General features: G+C 42.6%; 18 protein-coding genes, 1 pseudogene and 1 riboswitch. Of the genes and pseudogenes, 10 read left to right on the top strand and 9 right to left on the bottom strand.

What is annotated here, in order from left to right; translation table 11 throughout:
* Positions 1-37: 37 nt before the first annotated feature.
* Together EDD68_RS10625 and EDD68_RS10620 are read right to left on the bottom strand one after the other, a co-directional pair.
* Positions 38-1,159 carry a CdaR family transcriptional regulator gene (locus EDD68_RS10625; protein ID WP_165902147.1) on the bottom strand — a complete coding sequence of 374 codons (1,122 nt, stop codon included), beginning with the start codon at positions 1,157-1,159 and terminating at the stop codon, positions 38-40.
* Positions 1,160-1,188: 29 nt separating this feature from the next.
* Positions 1,189-1,782, bottom strand: coding sequence for a YdcF family protein (locus tag EDD68_RS10620; RefSeq protein WP_243646840.1), 594 nt, complete (start codon positions 1,780-1,782; stop codon positions 1,189-1,191).
* A gap of 154 nt (positions 1,783-1,936) precedes the next feature.
* On the opposite strand from EDD68_RS10620, the gene EDD68_RS10615 reads away from it, so the two are divergent.
* The 3 genes from EDD68_RS10615 (at position 1,937) to EDD68_RS10605 (ending at position 4,477) form a co-directional block, all read left to right on the top strand.
* Positions 1,937-2,188: an NfeD family protein gene (locus tag EDD68_RS10615; protein WP_132372261.1), complete on the top strand. Its 252-nt coding sequence runs from the start codon at positions 1,937-1,939 to the stop codon at positions 2,186-2,188.
* Positions 2,189-2,549: 361 nt separating this feature from the next.
* Positions 2,550-4,070 carry an aldehyde dehydrogenase gene (adh, locus tag EDD68_RS10610; protein ID WP_132372260.1) on the top strand — a complete coding sequence of 507 codons (1,521 nt, stop codon included), beginning with the start codon at positions 2,550-2,552 and terminating at the stop codon, positions 4,068-4,070.
* A gap of 32 nt (positions 4,071-4,102) precedes the next feature.
* Positions 4,103-4,477, top strand: a complete 375-nt coding sequence (locus EDD68_RS10605) for a DUF779 domain-containing protein (RefSeq protein ID WP_132372259.1) — start codon at positions 4,103-4,105, stop codon at positions 4,475-4,477.
* A gap of 48 nt (positions 4,478-4,525) precedes the next feature.
* Here the strand turns inward: EDD68_RS10605 and EDD68_RS10600 are convergent, their stop codons facing one another.
* Positions 4,526-6,901, bottom strand: a complete 2,376-nt coding sequence (locus EDD68_RS10600) for a penicillin acylase family protein (protein WP_132372258.1) — start codon at positions 6,899-6,901, stop codon at positions 4,526-4,528.
* Between the two features lie 284 nt (positions 6,902-7,185).
* Between EDD68_RS10600 and EDD68_RS10595 the strand changes: the two genes are divergently transcribed.
* A complete protein-coding gene (locus EDD68_RS10595) occupies positions 7,186-7,827 on the top strand; it encodes a hypothetical protein (protein WP_132372257.1) in 642 nt (213 codons plus the stop codon).
* Between the two features lie 462 nt (positions 7,828-8,289).
* On the opposite strand, the gene EDD68_RS10590 is transcribed toward EDD68_RS10595, so the two are convergent.
* On the bottom strand, positions 8,290-9,333 hold the full coding sequence (locus tag EDD68_RS10590) for a DmpA family aminopeptidase (protein WP_132372256.1): 1,044 nt from the start codon (positions 9,331-9,333) through the stop codon (positions 8,290-8,292).
* A gap of 419 nt (positions 9,334-9,752) precedes the next feature.
* Here EDD68_RS10590 and EDD68_RS10585 point away from each other — a divergent pair, with 419 nt between their 5' ends.
* Complete coding sequence (locus EDD68_RS10585; protein ID WP_132372255.1) at positions 9,753-10,142, top strand: hypothetical protein; 390 nt, start codon at positions 9,753-9,755, stop codon at positions 10,140-10,142.
* A gap of 48 nt (positions 10,143-10,190) precedes the next feature.
* On the opposite strand, the gene EDD68_RS10580 is transcribed toward EDD68_RS10585, so the two are convergent.
* From EDD68_RS10580 to EDD68_RS10570, 3 genes are all read right to left on the bottom strand, one after another.
* Entirely contained in the window at positions 10,191-11,618 is a 1,428-nt protein-coding gene (locus tag EDD68_RS10580) for a hypothetical protein (RefSeq protein ID WP_132372254.1), read from the bottom strand.
* 316 nt (positions 11,619-11,934) lie between these two features.
* Complete coding sequence (metX, locus tag EDD68_RS10575) at positions 11,935-13,008, bottom strand: homoserine O-acetyltransferase MetX (RefSeq protein ID WP_243646839.1); 1,074 nt, start codon at positions 13,006-13,008, stop codon at positions 11,935-11,937.
* Positions 13,009-13,011: 3 nt separating this feature from the next.
* Positions 13,012-14,322 carry an O-acetylhomoserine aminocarboxypropyltransferase/cysteine synthase family protein gene (locus EDD68_RS10570; RefSeq protein ID WP_132372253.1) on the bottom strand — a complete coding sequence of 437 codons (1,311 nt, stop codon included), beginning with the start codon at positions 14,320-14,322 and terminating at the stop codon, positions 13,012-13,014.
* 182 nt (positions 14,323-14,504) lie between these two features.
* A riboswitch (SAM riboswitch) is annotated at positions 14,505-14,620 on the bottom strand.
* A gap of 179 nt (positions 14,621-14,799) precedes the next feature.
* Here EDD68_RS10570 and EDD68_RS10565 point away from each other — a divergent pair.
* The 4 genes and pseudogenes from EDD68_RS10565 to EDD68_RS10555 all read left to right on the top strand — a co-directional run bounded on the left by EDD68_RS10565 (position 14,800) and on the right by EDD68_RS10555 (position 17,026).
* Positions 14,800-15,594, top strand: a complete 795-nt coding sequence (locus tag EDD68_RS10565; RefSeq protein ID WP_132372252.1) for a TraR/DksA C4-type zinc finger protein — start codon at positions 14,800-14,802, stop codon at positions 15,592-15,594.
* Between the two features lie 299 nt (positions 15,595-15,893).
* Positions 15,894-16,133: pseudogene (locus EDD68_RS15610) on the top strand (Crp/Fnr family transcriptional regulator); the annotation flags it as partial.
* Positions 16,134-16,157: 24 nt separating this feature from the next.
* The gene (locus EDD68_RS15605; RefSeq protein WP_279388255.1) at positions 16,158-16,445 is read left to right on the top strand and encodes a Crp/Fnr family transcriptional regulator; all 288 of its coding nucleotides are present in this window, start codon (positions 16,158-16,160) and stop codon (positions 16,443-16,445) included.
* Positions 16,446-16,534: 89 nt separating this feature from the next.
* The gene (locus EDD68_RS10555) at positions 16,535-17,026 is read left to right on the top strand and encodes an OsmC family protein (RefSeq protein ID WP_132372250.1); all 492 of its coding nucleotides are present in this window, start codon (positions 16,535-16,537) and stop codon (positions 17,024-17,026) included.
* Positions 17,027-17,137: 111 nt separating this feature from the next.
* On the opposite strand, the gene EDD68_RS10550 is transcribed toward EDD68_RS10555, so the two are convergent.
* Complete coding sequence (locus EDD68_RS10550; protein WP_243646838.1) at positions 17,138-17,542, bottom strand: hypothetical protein; 405 nt, start codon at positions 17,540-17,542, stop codon at positions 17,138-17,140.
* Positions 17,543-17,764: 222 nt separating this feature from the next.
* Here EDD68_RS10550 and EDD68_RS10545 point away from each other — a divergent pair, with 222 nt between their 5' ends.
* Positions 17,765-18,223, top strand: a complete 459-nt coding sequence (locus EDD68_RS10545; RefSeq protein ID WP_243646837.1) for a hypothetical protein — start codon at positions 17,765-17,767, stop codon at positions 18,221-18,223.
* A 1,642-nt stretch (positions 18,224-19,865) separates the two neighbouring features.
* Here the strand turns inward: EDD68_RS10545 and EDD68_RS10540 are convergent.
* Entirely contained in the window at positions 19,866-20,069 is a 204-nt protein-coding gene (locus EDD68_RS10540) for a CDGSH iron-sulfur domain-containing protein (RefSeq protein WP_132372249.1), read from the bottom strand.
* Positions 20,070-20,091: the final 22 nt, after the last annotated feature.

Raw genomic sequence — 20,091 nt, 5'->3', positions numbered from 1 at the left:
AACAATTAGGCCATGTTACAATATTTTTCATATTCCGTTAATGATTATTGTGCATTTGCCCAAAGAGGCCCAAACGCTTACAGAGGATGTACAATAGCACTGCATCATCAAATTCTTTTGGATTTAAACCCATTTTTCTGTTGATCTGTTCGAGCCGGTATAACATTGTATTTCTGTGAATATGCAGAGATTGAGCCGATCTGTTAACGTGCAAATTATGATCAAAATAGGTCGTTAAAGTTTTTAAAAATTCCCCATCCAGGTTTTGAAACAGTTCCACATACCTTTCCAGTACATCCTGAAACAATTCTTCGGGTATGCCTTCAATCAGTTGTTCAATCGTCCAGTCCTCTGCAAATGTTAAGAAATGATCAGATCGTTGCTGTTTAAGGAATTTCAGCGCTTGAATTGCCTGAAAATAAGATTTTCTTAATCCCTTTATCGTTGCATAAGGGTCTCCGACTCCTGCATATAAATCATCATACTGTTTCTTCAGACTGACTGCTAATCGAAAAATATACTCATGATTTACGGATTCATGAAATGCTGCTACGATTTCCCTATTGGTGATGTATGTTAAAAACAGCGGTGAGTGAAGGGATTGATACATGGTATTTGCCATAGATTCAACTTTCTCATGAGCATTCGAAAGATGAAAAACCATGACGAACATGTTTTGATTCAAAGAACATTCAAGTATATATGCTGCCTCTTTTTTCAGTTCCTCTTCATCAATGCCGATCGGGTGAAATAATTTTTGCAAAAAGCTCTGCAAAGCCCGTTCTTTATAAACCTGCTGCTTTTGCATATAGATTTGTTCGATGGCTATTTCCACCGCTGCCTTTATAATACCTGCTGCCGAAATGACATCATCCGGGTTTCCTGTGATCCCAACAACTCCTACAAGATGATCAAAGTGGAATAGAGGGAGATTTACTCCCGGACGGGTGCCTGGATAACGATGAATCTCTTCAGGAGATAAAATCATTTCCTTGTTTTCCTCAATGACTTGTTTTGCACCGCTATGATATTGTCCAATCCGCTTTTCATCTGTACTGGCTATGATCACTCCATTTTGATCCATAATGTTGATCGGGACGTTTAAATAGCTTTTCAGCCTTTTTATCACTTCTTCGCCAATGTCATATGTAAGTTGCATTTCTCTAGCCTCCAATATAGAATTGATGATTATTGAAACGGTACTGTCAGCTGATACCCCATGTAATAAAACCATTCCCGCATAAAAAAAGAAACTTTGGTGCTAAAACTTTTGTAGGCAGACGTTTTAGTCGGTGAAGAATAGGCTTGCATGCCATAATCATCCGCCATGCTCATCACTCTTTTCATATGAAGCGGATCACTGACGATCAGAAAGGATTCCAGCTGGTTTTTTCTGGCCACTTCGAATGCGTAAGATAGATTTTCTTCCGTTATCGTTGATTCCGTTTCAATCAAAATATCTTTTCCAGATACGCCTCGGTTGAGAGCATACTGTCTGGCCACCTCTGATTCAGCCCTCTCCCCTTCGTCACTCTTTCCTCCTGTAAAAATAATTTTTTTTACATAACCGTCCTGATACAACTGGATTCCATGATGAATTCTTTCTTTAAACACCGGAGACGGTTCTTCTCCCCAGACAGCCGCTCCAAGTATAATGGCTGCATCTGCTTTCCTTGTCTCATCTTCAAAGCTGAACACAATGACCTGAACGCCAGAATATCCAATCCAGCTTACACATAAAATGAAAAGAATCCAAAATACATTCCATTTATACCTCAACATCATTACCCTTTCTTTAAATGCCTGACGACACTTATTTTTCTGGCAATTTCAATTATTTTCATTTATCATGTTCACTTGCCGCCACTTTTTTGTTATATTGAGCCTGACTTCGTTTTCAGCAAAATAAAAAACCAGTCACAAAGGGTGATTCCTGATGAGGGAATGGCTGGTCAATCCTTCGATCTGGATTATGCTTGCCATTGCACTGTTCATCATAGAAGTTTTTACGTTTAAATTTTATCTTTTATGGTTTGCAATCGGTGCTTTTTTCACGGGCTTCATATCATTTTTCTGGCAGTCACCGATGCATTTGCTCTTCATTTTTTTATCTATTTCTATTATTCTACTTATTTTTGCAAGACCCTCTGCGAAAAAATGGTTTGCTAAAAAAGAATATTCCCAGTAAACGGAATGTCTGGTGCGTAACAAACCATCATCCCCTTCTCATACAGGATAATAAAAGTAAGTCACAGTGACTAAACCGTTTCAATCAATAATAGAGTATCAAAAAAGATTTTGTTTGATTTTGATAGTGGAAATCGTAACGGCCAGGTTCGGATAACACTTCCTTCAGAGACAATTTTTACGTCATCCTGTACAAAGCTCGTAATCATGCTGTCCCATTGGGACGGCTTTTTTATATAAGAATCGATTTTGTATGTCTCTAGTGTATATTTCGTAACTATGTGTTCTAAACCACTTCCCTTCAGAATATTTTGTCTATGGGGACAATCCCATTTCATTCATTCTGTAAGGGAGGAATTTCTATGAAGTATGCGAATCCGAATACAGAAAGGGCCAGGGTATCATTCAAAGAGCGGTATGACAATTTTATTGGAGGAGAGTACCGTCCTCCGGTCAACGGACAATATTTCAAAAATCCAAGCCCCGTGACCGGAGAAGTATTTTGTGAAGTGCCAAGATCCACAAAAGAAGATATTGAGCTTGCACTGGATGCAGCCCATGAAGCTAAGCATGTCTGGGGAAAAACATCACCCGCAGAGCGGGCAAACATTTTGAGTAAAATCGCCGACCGCATGGAAGAAAATCTGGAAACACTGGCAGTCGCAGAAACATGGGATAACGGAAAGCCCATTCGCGAAACGCTTCATGCTGATATCCCGCTGGCCATTGATCACTTTCGATATTTTGCCGGTGTCGTGCGCGCCCAGGAAGGATCTATCAGTCAGATCGATGATGATACGGTAGCCTATCATTTTCATGAGCCTCTGGGCGTGGTCGGACAAATTATCCCGTGGAACTTCCCTCTGCTTATGGCAACCTGGAAGTTGGCCCCAGCTCTGGCTGCTGGAAACAGCGTCGTTCTAAAACCTGCTGAACAGACACCGGCATCCATCTATATCTTTCTTGATCTCATTCAGGATTTGCTGCCGCCAGGGGTTGTCAATGTCGTTAATGGCTATGGCCTCGAAGCCGGAAAACCCCTTGCGACCAGTTCAAGGGTTGCGAAAGTAGCTTTCACCGGTGAAACGACTACCGGAAGGCTGATTATGCAGTATGCCTCTGAAAATATAGTTCCTGTTACCCTTGAACTCGGAGGGAAATCACCAAACATTTTCTTTCCGGATATCATGGATCGGGATGATTCTTTTCTCGACAAAGCTCTGGAAGGGTTTACGATGTTCGCATTAAATCAAGGAGAAGTATGTACCTGTCCGTCCCGAGCACTGATTCATGAGGCGATTTACGATACATTTATGGAACGGGCTCTTGAACGGGTCAATCAAATTAAAATCGGGCATCCTCTAGACACAGAAACGATGATGGGTGCTCAAGCATCCCTCGAACAAATGGAAAAAATCAAAACCTATATTGATATCGGAAAACAGGAGGGGGCTGAACTGCTGACAGGAGGCCAGGTAAACAAACTCGAAGGAGAACTCAAAGGCGGCTACTATATCGAACCAACCATTTTTAAAGGTAAAAATAGCATGCGTATTTTCCAGGAAGAAATTTTCGGCCCGGTCCTATCCGTAACAACCTTTAAAGATGATGCGGAAGCGCTTGAAATTGCCAATGATACCCTTTACGGACTTGGCGCCGGTGTCTGGACCCGCCAAATCAACAAGGCCTACCGCTTCGGCCGGGGAATTGAAGCCGGTCGGGTATGGACCAATTGCTATCATCAGTATCCTGCCCATGCTGCATTTGGCGGGTACAAAAAATCCGGAATTGGCCGAGAAAATCATAAAATGATGCTTGATCATTATCAACAAACAAAAAACTTGCTCGTAAGCTATAGTGAAGAACCTGCAGGATTCTTTTAAGGAAACGAAGATTCGCTTAGGAGAGATGATTCATGATTCAGCGTGTAACCGCTACGGAAGAAGCCCTGCAACTCATTGAAAAGCTAAAAACCATTCATGGCCCTCTGATGTTTCATCAATCAGGGGGATGCTGCGACGGCAGCTCGCCTATGTGCTATCCCCATGACGAATTCCGGGTGGGGGATTCAGATGTTCTGCTGGGCTATATTGGTGATTCCCCCTTCTATATATCAAAGGATCAATATGAATACTGGAAACACACGCAACTCATCATTGATGTAGTGGAAGGCAGAGGCGGCATGTTCTCACTAGAAGGTCCCGAGGGAAAACGGTTTTTAACAAGATCGCGAGTTTTCACTGAGGAAGAACGGGAGCACCTTAAAGACGAATCGTCACAGGAGCCGTAGTCCATTTTTAAAAGTCATGCAGCATTGTCTGCTGCATGACTTTTTCAATTATCCCTCTGGTATGAGATATAATGTTTTTCCTTCCATTTCTTTTAATTTAGTCACATGGTAGTCTCCGTTCACCCAATCATCCATCTGATCATCGTACCACTGACTTTTAAAATGTCCTGACTGTCCTGGAGCAACCATATGCCACGCCTGGCTCAAATCGCTTAAATCAGCCACAAAACGCCACGGCGCCCCGTGATCCACCATCCCATCTGTTCCTTTTTTTGCCGCCATTACAGTTACCCCACTTCCCCCGACCGGGAGAGGATCTTCTGGATTAAAAAAATAACTCAAAACCTTTACACTTGATAACGGATGTACAAAACTGACCCGGTGAGCATCGCCCCATTTCCAGTTTAGCACCTCTGTACCATGCTCTTTCCTGAGCTGTTTAACGGCCTTAGACAAAGAAGTTCTCAATACAGATTGAATCCCTCCCTTCTCTTCGATCCATGCAACCGTCTCCCCTCTAAATGCTTTTCTCATTAACTCATCTGTTGTCTGACCCTTTGCCTTAAAAAACTCCATCATTTCTTCCGGGATATCTTCATAGATCACCGATTCGATTTCCTTCTTCCACTTATGGAAAATTAATGGAGCCGCCAAATTTTGGTCATCTCTAAAATTCCATGATGACAGTACCTTCAAGACCTCCTGTTCAGATAAGGATAAATGGATTCCCTTCAATGCATCTAAATACAGCGGAACAAATTCCTTCGCCTGTAAGTTCATCTGGTCCATCTGTAATGTCTGCATATCCTCAACTGTCAAATCCGATTTTTCAGATAATACCTCTTCAATCCGCATGTAACGGTAGGGCTGAGCCCAGACATGGCTGATGTGATAAGGATAATTTTCAGGAGCAATTTTGTTGTTTGCCGTTGCAATATACCCTTTCTCAGGGTTTACCACCCGGGGCAATTCATCGAAAGGGATAAATCCCTGCCACTCATTTTCCTGTATCCAGCCCTCCAGAGGCAGCAGTGCATTTTTGCCACGGGGATAAACGGGAATTCGGCCATTTGCCTTATAAGCAATTGTCCCGTCCTTTGACGCAAATACAAAATTTTGTGCCGGAACTAGAAATTTTTCAAGCCCCTTTTCAAACGTTTCCCAGCTTTTCGCCCGGTTTATTTCCAGAATAGCTTCCAGTTCGGTAGTCGGATCAAGGGCCGTCCATCTCAATGACAGAACCGTATCGTCGCCGCTTTCTTTCGCAAACTCCGAGATGACTGGTCCATGCCTGGTTTCAACGACTTCCAGTGTCACAGGCTCACCGTCTTTTACCTCAATGGTTTCTTCTATCACATTTGCCTGTTCCCATTGATCCTCAAACAAAAACTGATGAGGATCCTCCGGATGTCGTTTTTCGATATATAATTGCTGAACATCTGGTCCTACATTGGTTACACCCCAGGCAATATGTTCATTATGGCCTACAATGATCCCCGGAACTCCGGCAAAGATAACCCCGCTGACATTATAATCCGGGGCCTCAAGATGCGTCTGAAACCAGATTGAAGGTGTGCCCAGACCAAGATGGGGGTCATTGGCCAGGATCGGTTTTCCCGACCTGGTTTTGCTTCCATCAACCACCCAGTTATTGCTCCCGTTGAAAGGATTCGGGAGAATGGCTTCAGAAAACGACTCCTGAACATCAACATACGCTTCTTCTCTGATAATTGTAGGGACTTCGTCCGGGTATTCGGGAAATAGTTCATACGCCTTTTCTTCCGGAAAATGGTGCAGCAAGTAATAATGGAATGCCTGACGCTCCCAGTGACCACCTAAGTCAAAGGCCATATATTTTCCTATGGTCAGTGAATCGATTGGCGTCCACGGTTCTGGTTCGATCCCCATTAAGAAAAACTCAACTGGCATCTCATGATTTGAACGGGCATCTTTTAAATAAGCATTTACCCCATCTGCGTACCACTGTAAAATCTGTTTCGCATCTTCTGAATAGATAGCATAAGATTTTTCCGCAGCCCTTCGCAATCCCAGTGTCCGAAAATAACGGTCTGAATACAAAGCGTCTTTCCCCACAACTTCGCTTAACCGTCCTGAAGCCAGTCTTTTTGATAATTCCATTTGAAACATTCGTTCTTGTGCTGTCACATAACCCTGCGCCAAAAATAAATCGTGCTCGTTTTCGGCTTTAATATGAGGGACACCTGACCCGTCCCGAATAACTTCTACCGGAGCATATAAACCGTCCAGCTGAATTGTTCCTTCAATGGAAGGGAGTGCACGTGATATGTAAGCGTTCACAAAAATAACGAGTCCCAGCACGATGACAAGAAGAGTTCCGAGTACAAATAACAATCCTTTTTGCCAGGGTTTGAGTCCCTTTCCTCTTTTTGTTATGAGTTCCATAACCCACCGTCCTTTTCTGAATTTTTTTAATTTTATTTTATATTAACAAATCTTTGTCAAGTTGACCTTTCTTCTTACATCCTCTATCGTAAAGCTGTAAAATAATATAGGATTCGGTTGATGGACATGGCACGTTTCCGTTTATTATAGATATATGTTTGGGGGGTGAAAATAATTGTCTGGAAACACAAATGATGATGGATAGATCATTGATGGGGCTCACACTGGCTATCATCTTCCCATTTCTAACATATTGCTTTACGATATAATAAAGAGGTGTAAGCATGAATGCAAACAAAAAAGCATTTCTTGTGGTCTTAGTTGGGTTGCTCTTGATCATTGCCGGCATAGTCTGGCTGACATATCATCAGTTAAAAGGAGACCCCGTTCAGGAGGAAGCAGTCATATTGGCTGCTGAAGAATACGTCAAGGAGCATTTTGACGAGCCAATGGAAGTCGTAGGTTCTTTATATGATAATGCGGATTTATACGATGAATTCCAGTATGCGGCAAAAGTCGAGCCTGCCGATGATCCCCAATTTCAATTTCTCGTTTTTTATCACAAAGAATCGGATTCATATCAGGACAGCTATGTAGCAGAGGTCTGGGAAGACCAGCTGGAAAAGGATTTAAAACCGTATCTCGAGGAACAGTTCGGCGAGGTACTTTCACTGTGGATTTACTATCCAAAAGATATTGGTTATCAGCTTGATATCGCACTGGATGACATCCCCCATTACAGCGGACAAGAAGGATATCCCGTTGTACAAATTTCACTTAATCGTAAAAGGGAAAATAAAGACGAACAAAAGGTCAACGAATTAATCGATTTCATGAAAAACAAACTTGGGGTGAAACATGGAAACATTTCTGTTGACTTTGCATCTGGATGGATCAAAAGCAGAGGGATTTTGAAAGAGTTTTAATTATCTGAATCAACCAGTGTCTACAAACTCTCCCCCATGTTCCTTAACTGAAAAATGGGGGAGATCTTTTAAATGAAGGGGATAGGAAATAAAATAGCCCCGTCATTCTGTTTCGTTACAGTACCTGTTACCGATGAGCCATATAAAGAATAGGACTCATACGGATTAAAAAAAGGGTTGGGGCTGTTCATAAAATCGGATGTTGTATACATTGGATAACCCGGGTATGGAATGTAATAAGGAAAATGACTAAACGGCCAGTATACATAAGGACTTCCTTGCTGTCTAATCCACAAGAACATCACCTTCTTCATGAATAAGTGTTTTAGATATACTATGAATTTTTTTCTCCAGCAGTCACCCATAACGCATCAATGTTAAGCTCTTTTTCGGCCGGCAGACAAACAGTAAAGTTAACAGACGTTGGATATGGCGAGAATGCTCCGGGAGTCTGTTTTTTTCTTACTGAAGCTGAAACAAATGATATGGCAGCTCCTCTCCTTTTCTTCCTTTTCTTCCGGATGTCGTTTCAGCCATGGTCAGGGAATTTAAAATCGCCTCTTCCGTTGCTTCAATGGCTCCCTGAAATAGCTGGTTCATCAAAGGATGATCATCCCGGATCATATTCCGGGGCTCTACATAGGCTCCTGAGAATTGATGAGAAACTGTAAATCCATTGGAAAAAGCAATGACAATATCCCCGCTTCCATTATGAATATGACTGCCCGTTCGGGCCAGCCCAAAGGTTGCCCGTCTGGCCAGGCGTTTTAGTTGTCTGGAGGTCATGGGCGCATCTGTGGCAACAATGATCATAATGGAACCGTCAGGTACTTCTGATTCATCAAAACCCGGAGCCTGATAGCGAACCAGTTGAAGTTCATTTCTCTTCCCAAAATTACTCAGAACAAGCACCCCAATCGTAAAGTTCTCCATTTCAGTTACCCGGGAAGATGTTCCGATTCCTCCTTTGTAGCCATAGCACATCATTCCGCACCCCGCTCCGACAGCACCTTCTTCAACTTTTTTGGAAGCCATATTAATGGCTTCCCCTGCATGATGCTTTTGGATGGCATTTGCACGGACAGTATGTAAGTAACTATCATTGCATTCCCCAACAACAATATTTAAAGAACTTGTCGTGTCACCGATTTCCGGGGCCTGTTCCATCATATAGTCCAGTGTCCCCTGCCAAATATCTCCTACATGAAACGTGCTTGTCAACATAATAGGTGATTCCAGCACTCCAAGCTCCTCAACCTGTACAAGTCCGGTTGTTTTCCCATACCCATTTAATACAAAGCTTGCTGCTGGAACCTTTTCGAAAAAAGGATTCCCTTCATGGGGAAGGACGGCTGTAACCCCTGTTCGAACAACCGTATCTAGGTCCATTTCATGTTTCAACGTGACATGTCCCACTTTCACACCTGTAACATCGGTGATCTGATTCGCAGGACCTGTTTTCATGTTACCGATATTCAAACCCAGTTCACGAACTCTTTTCCTCATCAGTCTCCCCCTCATAGGTTAGGATGACAGTATTCTTTACTGGCGTATTTCTTTTAAACAGATATTAGATATGGAACGAAAAATATGACCATTATTCGGAATAATTATCCTTATTTTATCATCCCGTACGGAAGATACAACACATGCTTAAACTTCTATCATTCGTGTTGTCATTATCAAACACGGTTCATGTCATCATCGGAGCAAAGTTCACAACAAACGGTTACGCTTCATTGACCGTCCTGAAACCAATCATCTGTCAAACCCTTTTCCTGAAGCCGAGATCAGAAACATGATTTTTTTCATCACGGGAGGTACAATGGAATTCGTCAGGTTGATTCTTTGCATGAAGGCTATTGTCCATGAGATCAATCGATGAAAAAACAGGAATTCTCTATCCTGTTCCTGGAGGTATACATATGCGGCGATCCACTATGGGATTATGGTCACTAATTTTTATTCTCCTTTTGTTCCTTACGAAATCCATGTACATCACCTTCTGGGAATATACAGTGATCTACGTAATGTCTGTGTTTTACTCTAATGTTTTGCGGGGATGGCTGGTGCGAAAGGAAAAACAAGGCATTTCCATGAAAGGTGCCCTTGCTGCATTTATATTTTTCTGGATGTTTGCCATAATGGATCTGTTTGGCGATCACATGTTATATTTCATGAAAGCAGAACCTGCCCTGGTTGAACGTCTTCAAACAACATCCGGTGAATTATTGGGCCTGAGTACACTTGCGCTGATTATTTCCTGCCTGTTTTTTAATGGTTTTCAGACAAATTCCCGTGTACCAAAACAATAGATATAAGGCCTTAAAACAAGGTGTCTTAATGCTTTAAGGCCTTGTTATTTACCAGATGATCAGTGCAAGTATGGTGGATACAATCAGTCCAAGTGTCACCGGGATAAAATTTTTCCGCACGAGATCCATGACTGATATTCCGCAGAAACCTGCTATAGCAATGACAGAAGACCAGGCAACAATCGTTCCTCCTCCGGTCCAGATCGAACCCATTTGTCCGATGGCAGCCAGCGTTCCTGGATCCATGCCATTTGAGGCAAGCGCACCGGATAAAGCACCAGTCAATGGCAAACCGGAAAATCCTGAACCATCCAGACCCGTGATCATACCGATCAACAGAATACTAAAAGCGGCCAGGGTAGTGCTCTGGGGAACAAATTCTTGAGAAGCCTGAACCAGATCAAATAAAAAGGCTGGAGAAGCAGCATCTCCCAGAGATAAAATACGTGCTGCAAACTCAGAACTCCCAAGAAAGAAAAATCCTGCTACAGGTATAACTGGTCCCATTGCTTTAAAGGCAAATATGAAACCACCGGTAAGATAATCGCTGATCTGTTCCAGTGCCCGGGATCGTCCATTGACAACCGACACCATGATGAGCAGTATAACGGCAACGCCACCAATAAATGCAGCTCCATCACCGCCTTCAAAACCTCCCACACGGCCGGCTGATATTTTGCTTGAGATCATGTAACCCATAACCGCCAGCATGGCGAGGGGAACAATGACAGCAAACGCTTTGCTCCAGGCGGTTTTTTCAGCCCCATCTGCATATGATTGTTCTTCTTCTAGTCCCTGCATCCGCTCGATTTCCATCTCATTGCGGGGATCACCGGGTTTCCTCAACGACTTCCGATTGATCCAGTATCCAAGAAAAATGGCTACCACCCCTGTTACAATGGATAAAATCAGGGCTTTATCGGCGACCACACTCGTTTCAATTCCTGCTGCAGTTGCTGTGAGATCAGGCGCAATCTGCATAACATAATCGGATGAAAGTGCCATTCCCTGACCTGCCAATGCAACCCCAATGGCTGCCATCATAACCGGGAGCCCCGCACGTATAGCAGCCGGAACTAACAGAGCACAAATTAATGGGGCTGCCGGTGTAGGCCAGAAAAATAGCGAAATCACGTAAGTAACCGCAACTAGAACCACGTAGGCTAACGTACCGCCTTTCATTACTTTTTGAATAGGTTGAATCATTCTCCGGTCAGCACCTAATTGTTTTAAAGCGTGAAGCAAGGCAACCATAAAGGTGATAATCAAAAAGATATTGAACAGTTCCTGTGCTGCTACGAGATTTGCGTGAAAGACAGCTGTAAAACCACCCGCGATGCTCCCTTTAAATACCGATGCAATGATAAAAGTCCCAAGTAGTGTCGGGAGAACAACACCCTTGCGGAAAACCATTGTCACAATCACTACCAGGGTAAAAAAACCGTACAGCCAGTGACTGATCGTTAAATCAAGCATATACACACCATCCTTATGTCCTTTCAATCCACGTGAAGGGATGTGATATACCCTATGCCCAAAAGCCCAGAACAGTGACATAAGGAAGGATTGTTTTGTTTCTAAAACGCTAAACAGACTTCAATGTTTCTTTTTCCTTATTCAAATCTTTTTCATAAAGGCTTTTTACATAATCATAGACAGCTAAAACAACTCCGATGGATCAATTGTCAAACTGTCCAGTCTTTGATACCGCTATATACAACAGCAACTTTAAATCCTATTCACCTGTCGAACCATAGCCTTTATCCCTCGATTTACAAATAAAAAACCAGCATCACTTTTGTAAGTGATGCTGGATCATCGGACCCCACTTATCAAACTCCACTAAAAATCCGTCGTGACCGTATTTCGTGTCCACTTCATAAAACGTTCCATCACGCACCTCGCAGACAAACTGCTTCATCAACGATGGGGGATAAATTAAATCCCCCTTATATCCAATTCCTATTACTTTGGCCTGGTATAGATTCAGTGCATCTTTCCAGTCTCCCCGTCCCCTGCCTATATCATGATCGTTCATCGCATAGAGAAGGGTTAAATAACTGTTTACATCAAAGCGCTCCGTAATTTTTTCACCCTGGTATTTTAAATAACTTTCCACTTCATATATGGGTTTACCATTTTTTTCTTGACCAGAGCGGCTTCTTGAAAAACGGTCTGCAAACAGATCCGGACTTCTGTAGGTGATCATCCCTGTCATTCGGGCAATTTCAAATCCTTTCACTTCTCCCGGGTTACTGTACTCGCCTCCATGGAATCCCGGATCATTTTCAATGACTTCGATACCGACGCGGTTAAAGGCGATTCCATAATCACTTAAAAAGGGAGTGGCAGCGAGAACAAACAAGGTTTCCATCTTTTCTGGAAAACAAAGCCCCCACTCCAGAACCTGCATGCCTCCAAGAGATCCGCCGATAACAGCTTTTAACTGTTGAACTCCCATTCGGGCAAGTGCTTTCTCCTGTGCCCTGACCATATCGCGGATCGTCACATGAGGAAACTTATTCCGATAAGGCTTTCCGGTTTTCGGATCCGGGGTTAACGGCCCTGTAGATCCGCTGCAGCCCCCGAGTACATTAAACGTAATGACCTGAAATTTTTCCGTATCTACACTCTTTCCGGAACCAATAAGTCCTGCCCACCAGCCAGGTTCCTCACGGGACCCGACTGCAAACTGATTTCCCGTCAGAGCATGGCAGACAAGCACGGCAGGTGCCGCATCAGGACCAACTTTTTCATAGGCGAGATGAACTTCCGGTAATTCAACACCTGATTCCAGGCAAAAGGAACCTATGGAAATCGTACCTGTTTGTCTGGTATCAGAGTCCCTGGTTTTCACTTTAGCCACAGGTCAGCTCCCCTTTGCCAGCTGCAGGGTTGCCTTCTGAATGGCCTGATCCAGATCCCGAATTAAATCCTTTGTTGACTCCAAACCTACAGAGAGACGTATAAGTTCTTCTGTTACACCAGTCTTTTTCAAATCCTCATCACTTAACTGTTGATGGGTAGTAGATGCCGGATGAATAATTAGCGATTTCGCATCCCCTACATTGGCTACATGAGACCAGAGGGTAACATAATCAATGACTTTCTGCCCAGCTTCTCGTCCCCCCTTGATGCCAAACACCACAACCGAACCCGCTCCGTGCTCTAAATATTTTTGAGCGAGGTGATAGGAAGAATGATCTTTCAATCCCGGGTAAGTTACCCAGTCAACTGAAGCATGCCTGGTTAAGTATTCAGCAATTTCCTTTGCATTATCGTTATGTTTTTGAATTCTGAGATGCAGCGTTTCAAGCCCCTGGATCAGCAAAAAGGCATTTTCCGGACTCAGACATGCGCCGATATCCCTGAGCAGCTGTACCCGAAGTTTTGTCCCAAAAGCCTGATCAGGAACATCAATGGCGTAGCGAATTCCGTGGTAGCTGGCGTCGGGTTCCACAAAGTCCGTATGTTTTTCATGGTTCCAGTCAAACTTTCCGCCATCGACCACTATTCCTCCAATGACCGTGCCATGGCCGCCAATCCACTTTGTGGCTGAATGGACGACCACATCTGCCCCCCACTTGATCGGCTGACACCCGTATGGCGAGGCAAAGGTATTATCAATGATTAGCGGAATATGGTTTGCATGGGCAACGGTTGCTACCTGTTCAATGTCGAGAATATGCAGACTCGGATTTCCGATCGTTTCCGCAAAAACTGCCTTCGTTTTCGGTGTGATGGCTTTACGAAAATTTTCCGGATCACGGGGGTCAACAAACTTGACGTTAATCCCATATTTCGGTAATGTGACGGCAAACAAATTATATGTCCCGCCATATAAATCACTGGCAGCCACGATTTCATCGCCTGCTCTGGCAACGTTTAAAATAGCCATGGTTATTGCCGCCATTCCAGATGAAAAAGCGACAGCGTTTGTTCCACCTTCTAAAAGGGCTACACGTTTTTCAAATACATCCACCGTCGGGTTCATGATCCGGGTATAAATATTTCCCTGTTCTTGCAAAGCAAATAATTTTTGCGCATGGTCACTGTCCCGAAACACATAAGAAGTCGTTTGATAAATCGGAACCGCTCTTGCACCTGTTGTCGGATCAGGCTCCTGTCCTCCATGCAATAACAAAGTTTCCTTTTCGTACTTTCCCTCAAAATTAGTCATACGATCCACTCCTTTGCATTGATTGGCAATTTTCTAAAATCCCTTTCCTGAACAGGTCACCGAATAGTCTGGAAAAACATGCTGATCTGCTGATTGGGAGCCGAAAGAGGAGATATTTTAAAGCAGGAATTAAAAAACCCTCTTCCGATAAGAGAAGAGGGTTAAGTTGACAATCCAGCCTCCTCTTATCTTTCAGATCATGATGACCTGTAGGAATTGGCACCTTTTCAAGCTGAAAAAAAGCCTGAAGGTTGCCGGGCTTCATTGGGCCTAGTCCCTCCGCCACTCTTGATAAGAGTTATCCATTTACATATTCGATTGTTTAATCATGTGAAGTTAAATCGTATTATAAAGTTAAATTTTTGATATGTCAAACAATTTTGAAAAAAATTAAAAAATCCTTCCAGCTTTTTTTCTAATGTCAAATCAGATGTTGCTCATACTAATAACAGATTGTATGATGAAGGAGAGATTTTTATGTTAACGGACCATCAACTCACTTCCCTCCGGACGTATTTAATCAAGAGAAAAGAAACAATTGAACAACAGCTTACGAACAATGATCATTTCGATTTGAAACGAGGACATTACCATGAATCCATGGGAGAGCTGTCCAGTTACGATAATCATCCAGCAGATGAAGGAAGCGCCCTTTATGAACGGGAAAAAGATATTGCACTAAATGAACATACCGAAAAGGAACTGAACGATATTCGTGATGCGCTGAGGGCTATGGATGAAGGAACCTATGGAATCTGCGAAACCTGCGGCCGCGAAATTCCGTTTGAACGTCTCAAGGCATTGCCGACTGCTACACACTGTAAAGAGCACTCCCCTGACCAGAACGTTTCACGACAGCGCCCGCTGGAAGAAGGCGTACTCATGCCACCGTATGGAAAATTCGACTTTGACGACCAAGATGCTGAAGTATACGATGCAGAGGACGCCTGGCAGGAAGTCGCCAGATGGGGGACTTCAGAAACTCCCCAGGACATGGAGATTCCCACAGGTGACTACAATGATGTTTATCCTGAATCTGAAGATCGGACAGGTTATGTTGAAGATTATGAAAATTTCACCGGAAACGATATAGATGGAAAGAACATAACCGTTTACCCGAATGATCAGCACGAGAAATATGAAGAAGCTCTGGATGATGAAGGGATCATGACAACCTTTGGGGATTTGAAACCTTACGAAAAAGATCCCTATACGGAAGAAGAGTTGAAAAAGAGGAATAAGAGAAATCAGGAACAAAGTAAAAGAGAGTAAAGCGTTTGGGTTTTCTTATTTTCACGCCTTTCGAATAGAACAGACACATCCCAATAGTGCAAAAACTCAAAATCACAACACATAGTAAAAAGTAGAGGCTGAGACAAAACTTCCTAAGGAAATGAAATATCCGAACGATATTCGATCATCACATAAAATGAGTTCGGATTTTCTTTTACTTCGTCAACATGCTTCGCTTTCCGCGGGAACAGCCTAAGGCTTCCTCGACAGCTCATCTATTCTGTCTTTAGGGATATGTTCCCGCGACGCACAGGACGTGCTCGTGTCGACGCTTTAAAAAGGGAGAGTTTATTGTCACCCCCGGCCAGATTAGGGATTCCGTTTTTTTTATATTATCCGGGCACATACGGGTGTTTCATCTCCATATAGAAGGAAAAGAATGTGTGCTCGGTGTGCTGTCAAAGGGTGATTTTCTTGATATTTTTAACATTTTTACTGAACGTGACAGCCAATTGTTTGCCCGTGCCCTGACTGATGTGGAAGTGGTATCCATTCCTTTGAAAGAAGTAAGTCAAACCGTGGAACAAAATCCTGAGTTGGCCATGACTTTACTTAAATTTTTTTCCAACCGTCTGTTAGAAACTGTGGAGATTCTGGAACAAGTGGCCTACAGTAAAGTGGAAGAACGACTGATTTTTTTACTGCGGAATCTTTCAAGCACGACAGATTCCAGAGGACAATGGCACCCCATCCCCCATTACTTAACTCATAAGGATTTAGCAGGAATGATCGCTTCAACCCGTGAGACCGTGACCTTCTTACTGAATAAACTTTCCCAGACAGGACAGATCAAACAGGAGGATCAGCGAATCTGGGTGAAACTCGACTAAGAAATTTTGCGGATGTAAGGAACCTTACATCCATTACCCGTTAGATTTGATATGATTAAAGCCACATCTTAAAAGAAAGGAAGATCATATTGAATCATATTCATTTTGATGCTATCAGTCAGACCGTAGAACAATTAAAACAACACCCGGAAAATAAAATGAGAAAATGGAAGGCGAATGTAACATGGAAGGATGGAGTAAAAAATCTTGTATCAGTTCGGGATTTTGATTCCTATTTGGTTGACGAACCGGAAACCCTCGGGGGGACAGATGATGCCCCCAATCCTGTTGAATATTTAATAGGAGCTGCGGCAAGCTGTTTTGCGATTACTTTTCAAGTTATGGCCAGTCAGGAAGGGATAACCCTGCATGATGTCCATGTTCAAATAGAGGCTGATTTAAATGCAGCTGTCTTTCTGGGGCTGGAAAAAGGAAACGGGGGGATTCTCCATCCAAAAATCACCCTTCAAGCAAAAACAAATGCTTCAAATGAGCAGCTCAAACAAATTGCTGGTGCTGCACTGGCCAATTCACCTGTAATCGCCAGTCTAAAGGAAAATGTGAAACTTATCATTACTTAAACCATAAGTATTAAAAAATCAACAAACCAGTCACGACATACGATGTCATGACTGGTTTGAATGTCCACTTCCTGGAATCTGACCGTATCAGAATATGTTAAAGTCATCTATTTAAAAGAAAAAAGGATAAAGTAATCTTCTGATACCAAAGAATGGGAATCGGTAGCGTCTGAATCTTCTAAACCTCCGCGGTACTCCGTAACCATACCCCGGATAACCGTATCCACCATATCCATATCCCGAAAATCCGCCAAATCCAAACTGTCGATCTTCATCGTTTTGATCGGAATCCTTACGATAACTCCAATCTTTATCTCCTTCAGGGATCAAGAGAACTACATGATCATCATCCACATCTTCAATAATTCCATCATAGGTATTTCCATCATTCATTTCAATCATAACAAATTGAAGCATACTGTTCTTGCACTGATCATGTACCTGTTTTTGATAATCAGGCTGATCCATCATTCCATAAGATGGTGACATCATCTGGCCATGTGCTGGCATGTGCATATATGGGTTGTATCCATTCATTTACGCTCATCCTTTCTTTTTTCATTCAATCACATCATATTCACTATCTGGGTTTTTGTTACATTCTTTTATGACCTCCTCTTCTAATAATTCCGGCATAAACTTTCCGTGACATTCGCGGAATTCGATTCTGGGCAGTAACCATATCCGGGATATATATCATAAAGTATAGTGTATTTAAAGAAATAAGGAGGATGCCTAATGATAAACGAAAATGGATTACCTCAAGCCCCTCACAGAAATCAACCAGATTCTAATCGTCCCCACTGGCAATGGGGAGGTGGATTTGGACCAGGAATGGGATACGGTCCAGGAGCGGACTTTAACCATATCGGAGGATTCACACCCGGATATGGCCCAGGAACTGTTCCTGGATATGGTGGTTACGGCCCGGGTGCAGGATTTGGTGCAGGTACTGGAACAGTTGGACCTGGGTATGGCGGCTATGCCCCGTGGGCGAGTCAATTTGGAGCAGGATATGGCGGTTTTGGACCAGGAATGGGATACGGATCAGGTGGATTCGGTCCCGGTATGGGCTTTGGTCCCGGATACGGTGGAATTGGTCCAGGATTTGGAGGTTATAACCCTGGATACGGCGGATTTGGACCGGGATTTGGGTCCTATAATGGACAATTGTATGACTTTGATGATGAGATGTAATGATCCTGTTGAATCAGAGTGCGACAGCTGCTAGGTAAACGAAATGCCCACGAACCCTTGATATAAAAGCGTTTGTGGGCATTTTTAGTTAGACTGGTTGTGTAACCAGGGTTTTGGCTCAATTTCAATGATGTTTGGAGGCGTTTCACACCAATCTCTGCAATTAACCCCTCCGAAAACACATGACTAATTCCCTTAATCGAAGATAGCGTTTCCGGGATCCTTTTCGTCAGTTTTTGTATCTCTTTATCGGCGTTTCACCTGTAAGTCCATGTGGTGAATTGTACTGAGCGTCACACTTAACGAGATGTTGACGGGACCCTGCATTACCTTCATTGGTAACACGAAAATCCTTGATGGATGTTCCGACATCTCTCATGAAATGGATATCATTGACTGTAAACTTACATCCAAACCTACAAGCAATTGGGACATCCCAATCACCTCCTTCATTCTGGAAATCAAGACTTTTTCAGACCTGGGTGCCCATCGGAATCATCGATATTCCTCGTCATTAGTACCTATACAGAAGAAGGCCATTCATTGCACATTCATTCTTCTCACACGGTCCAAACTAGTGGTTAGACCTTCATGATTAATGAAGGGTAGCAGGCTTTTTAAACAGTCCGTTGACCGGCTGCAAGGAGAGTCAGCTCTTTTCCCAAAAAAACCTATCCATTCCATTATCCGATAGGTATGTTTGAAAAAAATGCCTGAGGTATCAATGGATCCTCATCCATTCTCAGACATAATGAGTTATTTAATTTTTACTCACTCAGTCTTCCCCATTCACGGGTGAAGCCGATGAAAAAATATAATGAGTAATCCTGAGCTCTCTCACATCAGAACTTCTATATGCGCATATAGGAGACTTAAGAGGGCTTAACAAAGGATCCGGATCCGACTGAAAATTCCTCTAAAGTTGAGCTCTAAACATATTATACGAAGGAGTGTAATATAAACAAACTGTGTAAGTAAGAAATGCGTACGGTTTCTTACTTACACAGTTTTTTATTAGAAAGAACTTGAAAACAAATGGGATGGTGGTTATACCAGGCAATAAATCTTTGGTGATAAACCAACTATTCATTCATGATCACCTTATGGAACTTGTCCTGAACTATTTGGAATAACTTCCACACTTTTCTTGTCAAGTCCCTAAAACATACGTGGGGATTCAATAATCCTCACATGTTTTTTCCGTATTACCAGAATGTAACTATTCTTGTTGTAGCTAACAATATGTGTGCTATAATTGACAAAGATTCTCTTTAAAGGGGGAATGAATATTGCAAATGATTTATTTAATCATTTCTTGTATATTTTCTATACTTAGTGGCCTTCCATACCTTTTTATTGCGTCTGATTATAATTTCTTTTCTATAGTAACGTTTGGTTCCAGTGGATTATTTGCCATGTTTCTACCTCTCATTTATGCCATTATAGGATTGTTGTTCGGACTGTTACTGGAAAAAAGCAGTAGGAGGATAATTTTACTAATTTGTAGTTCTGGCTTCTTATTTGTGAATTTAATTTACGTAATAGCGGTGGGAATTATGCTATAAATTAAGAGGCTGGGATAAAATCCAGTCATGAAAATAAAAAAGGGGAGAACTTCATCATGCTCCCCTTTTTTCTGATGTTAATTTGCTCTTGGCTTACTGTTAAAATCAATGGTTTTATGAGTTCCGTCACAGAAAGGTTTGTTACTTGATGCACCACAGCGGCACAGCGAGAACGCTTTTTTGGTTTCAAAAATATTCCCTTCTGCATCTACCAGTTCAACATCGCCCTTCACTAGAATGGAACCATGATCGTTAATTTTGATTTTTACTTTTTCATTCATATGTATCCCTCCTCACCATTTT

The sequence above is a fragment of the Melghiribacillus thermohalophilus genome, from assembly GCF_004342905.1.
In the GTDB taxonomy this organism is placed as follows: domain Bacteria; phylum Bacillota; class Bacilli; order Bacillales; family Alkalibacillaceae; genus Melghiribacillus; species Melghiribacillus thermohalophilus.
Note: the sequence above shows the minus strand (reverse complement) of the source record. Positions and strands in the feature narration are given on the sequence as shown.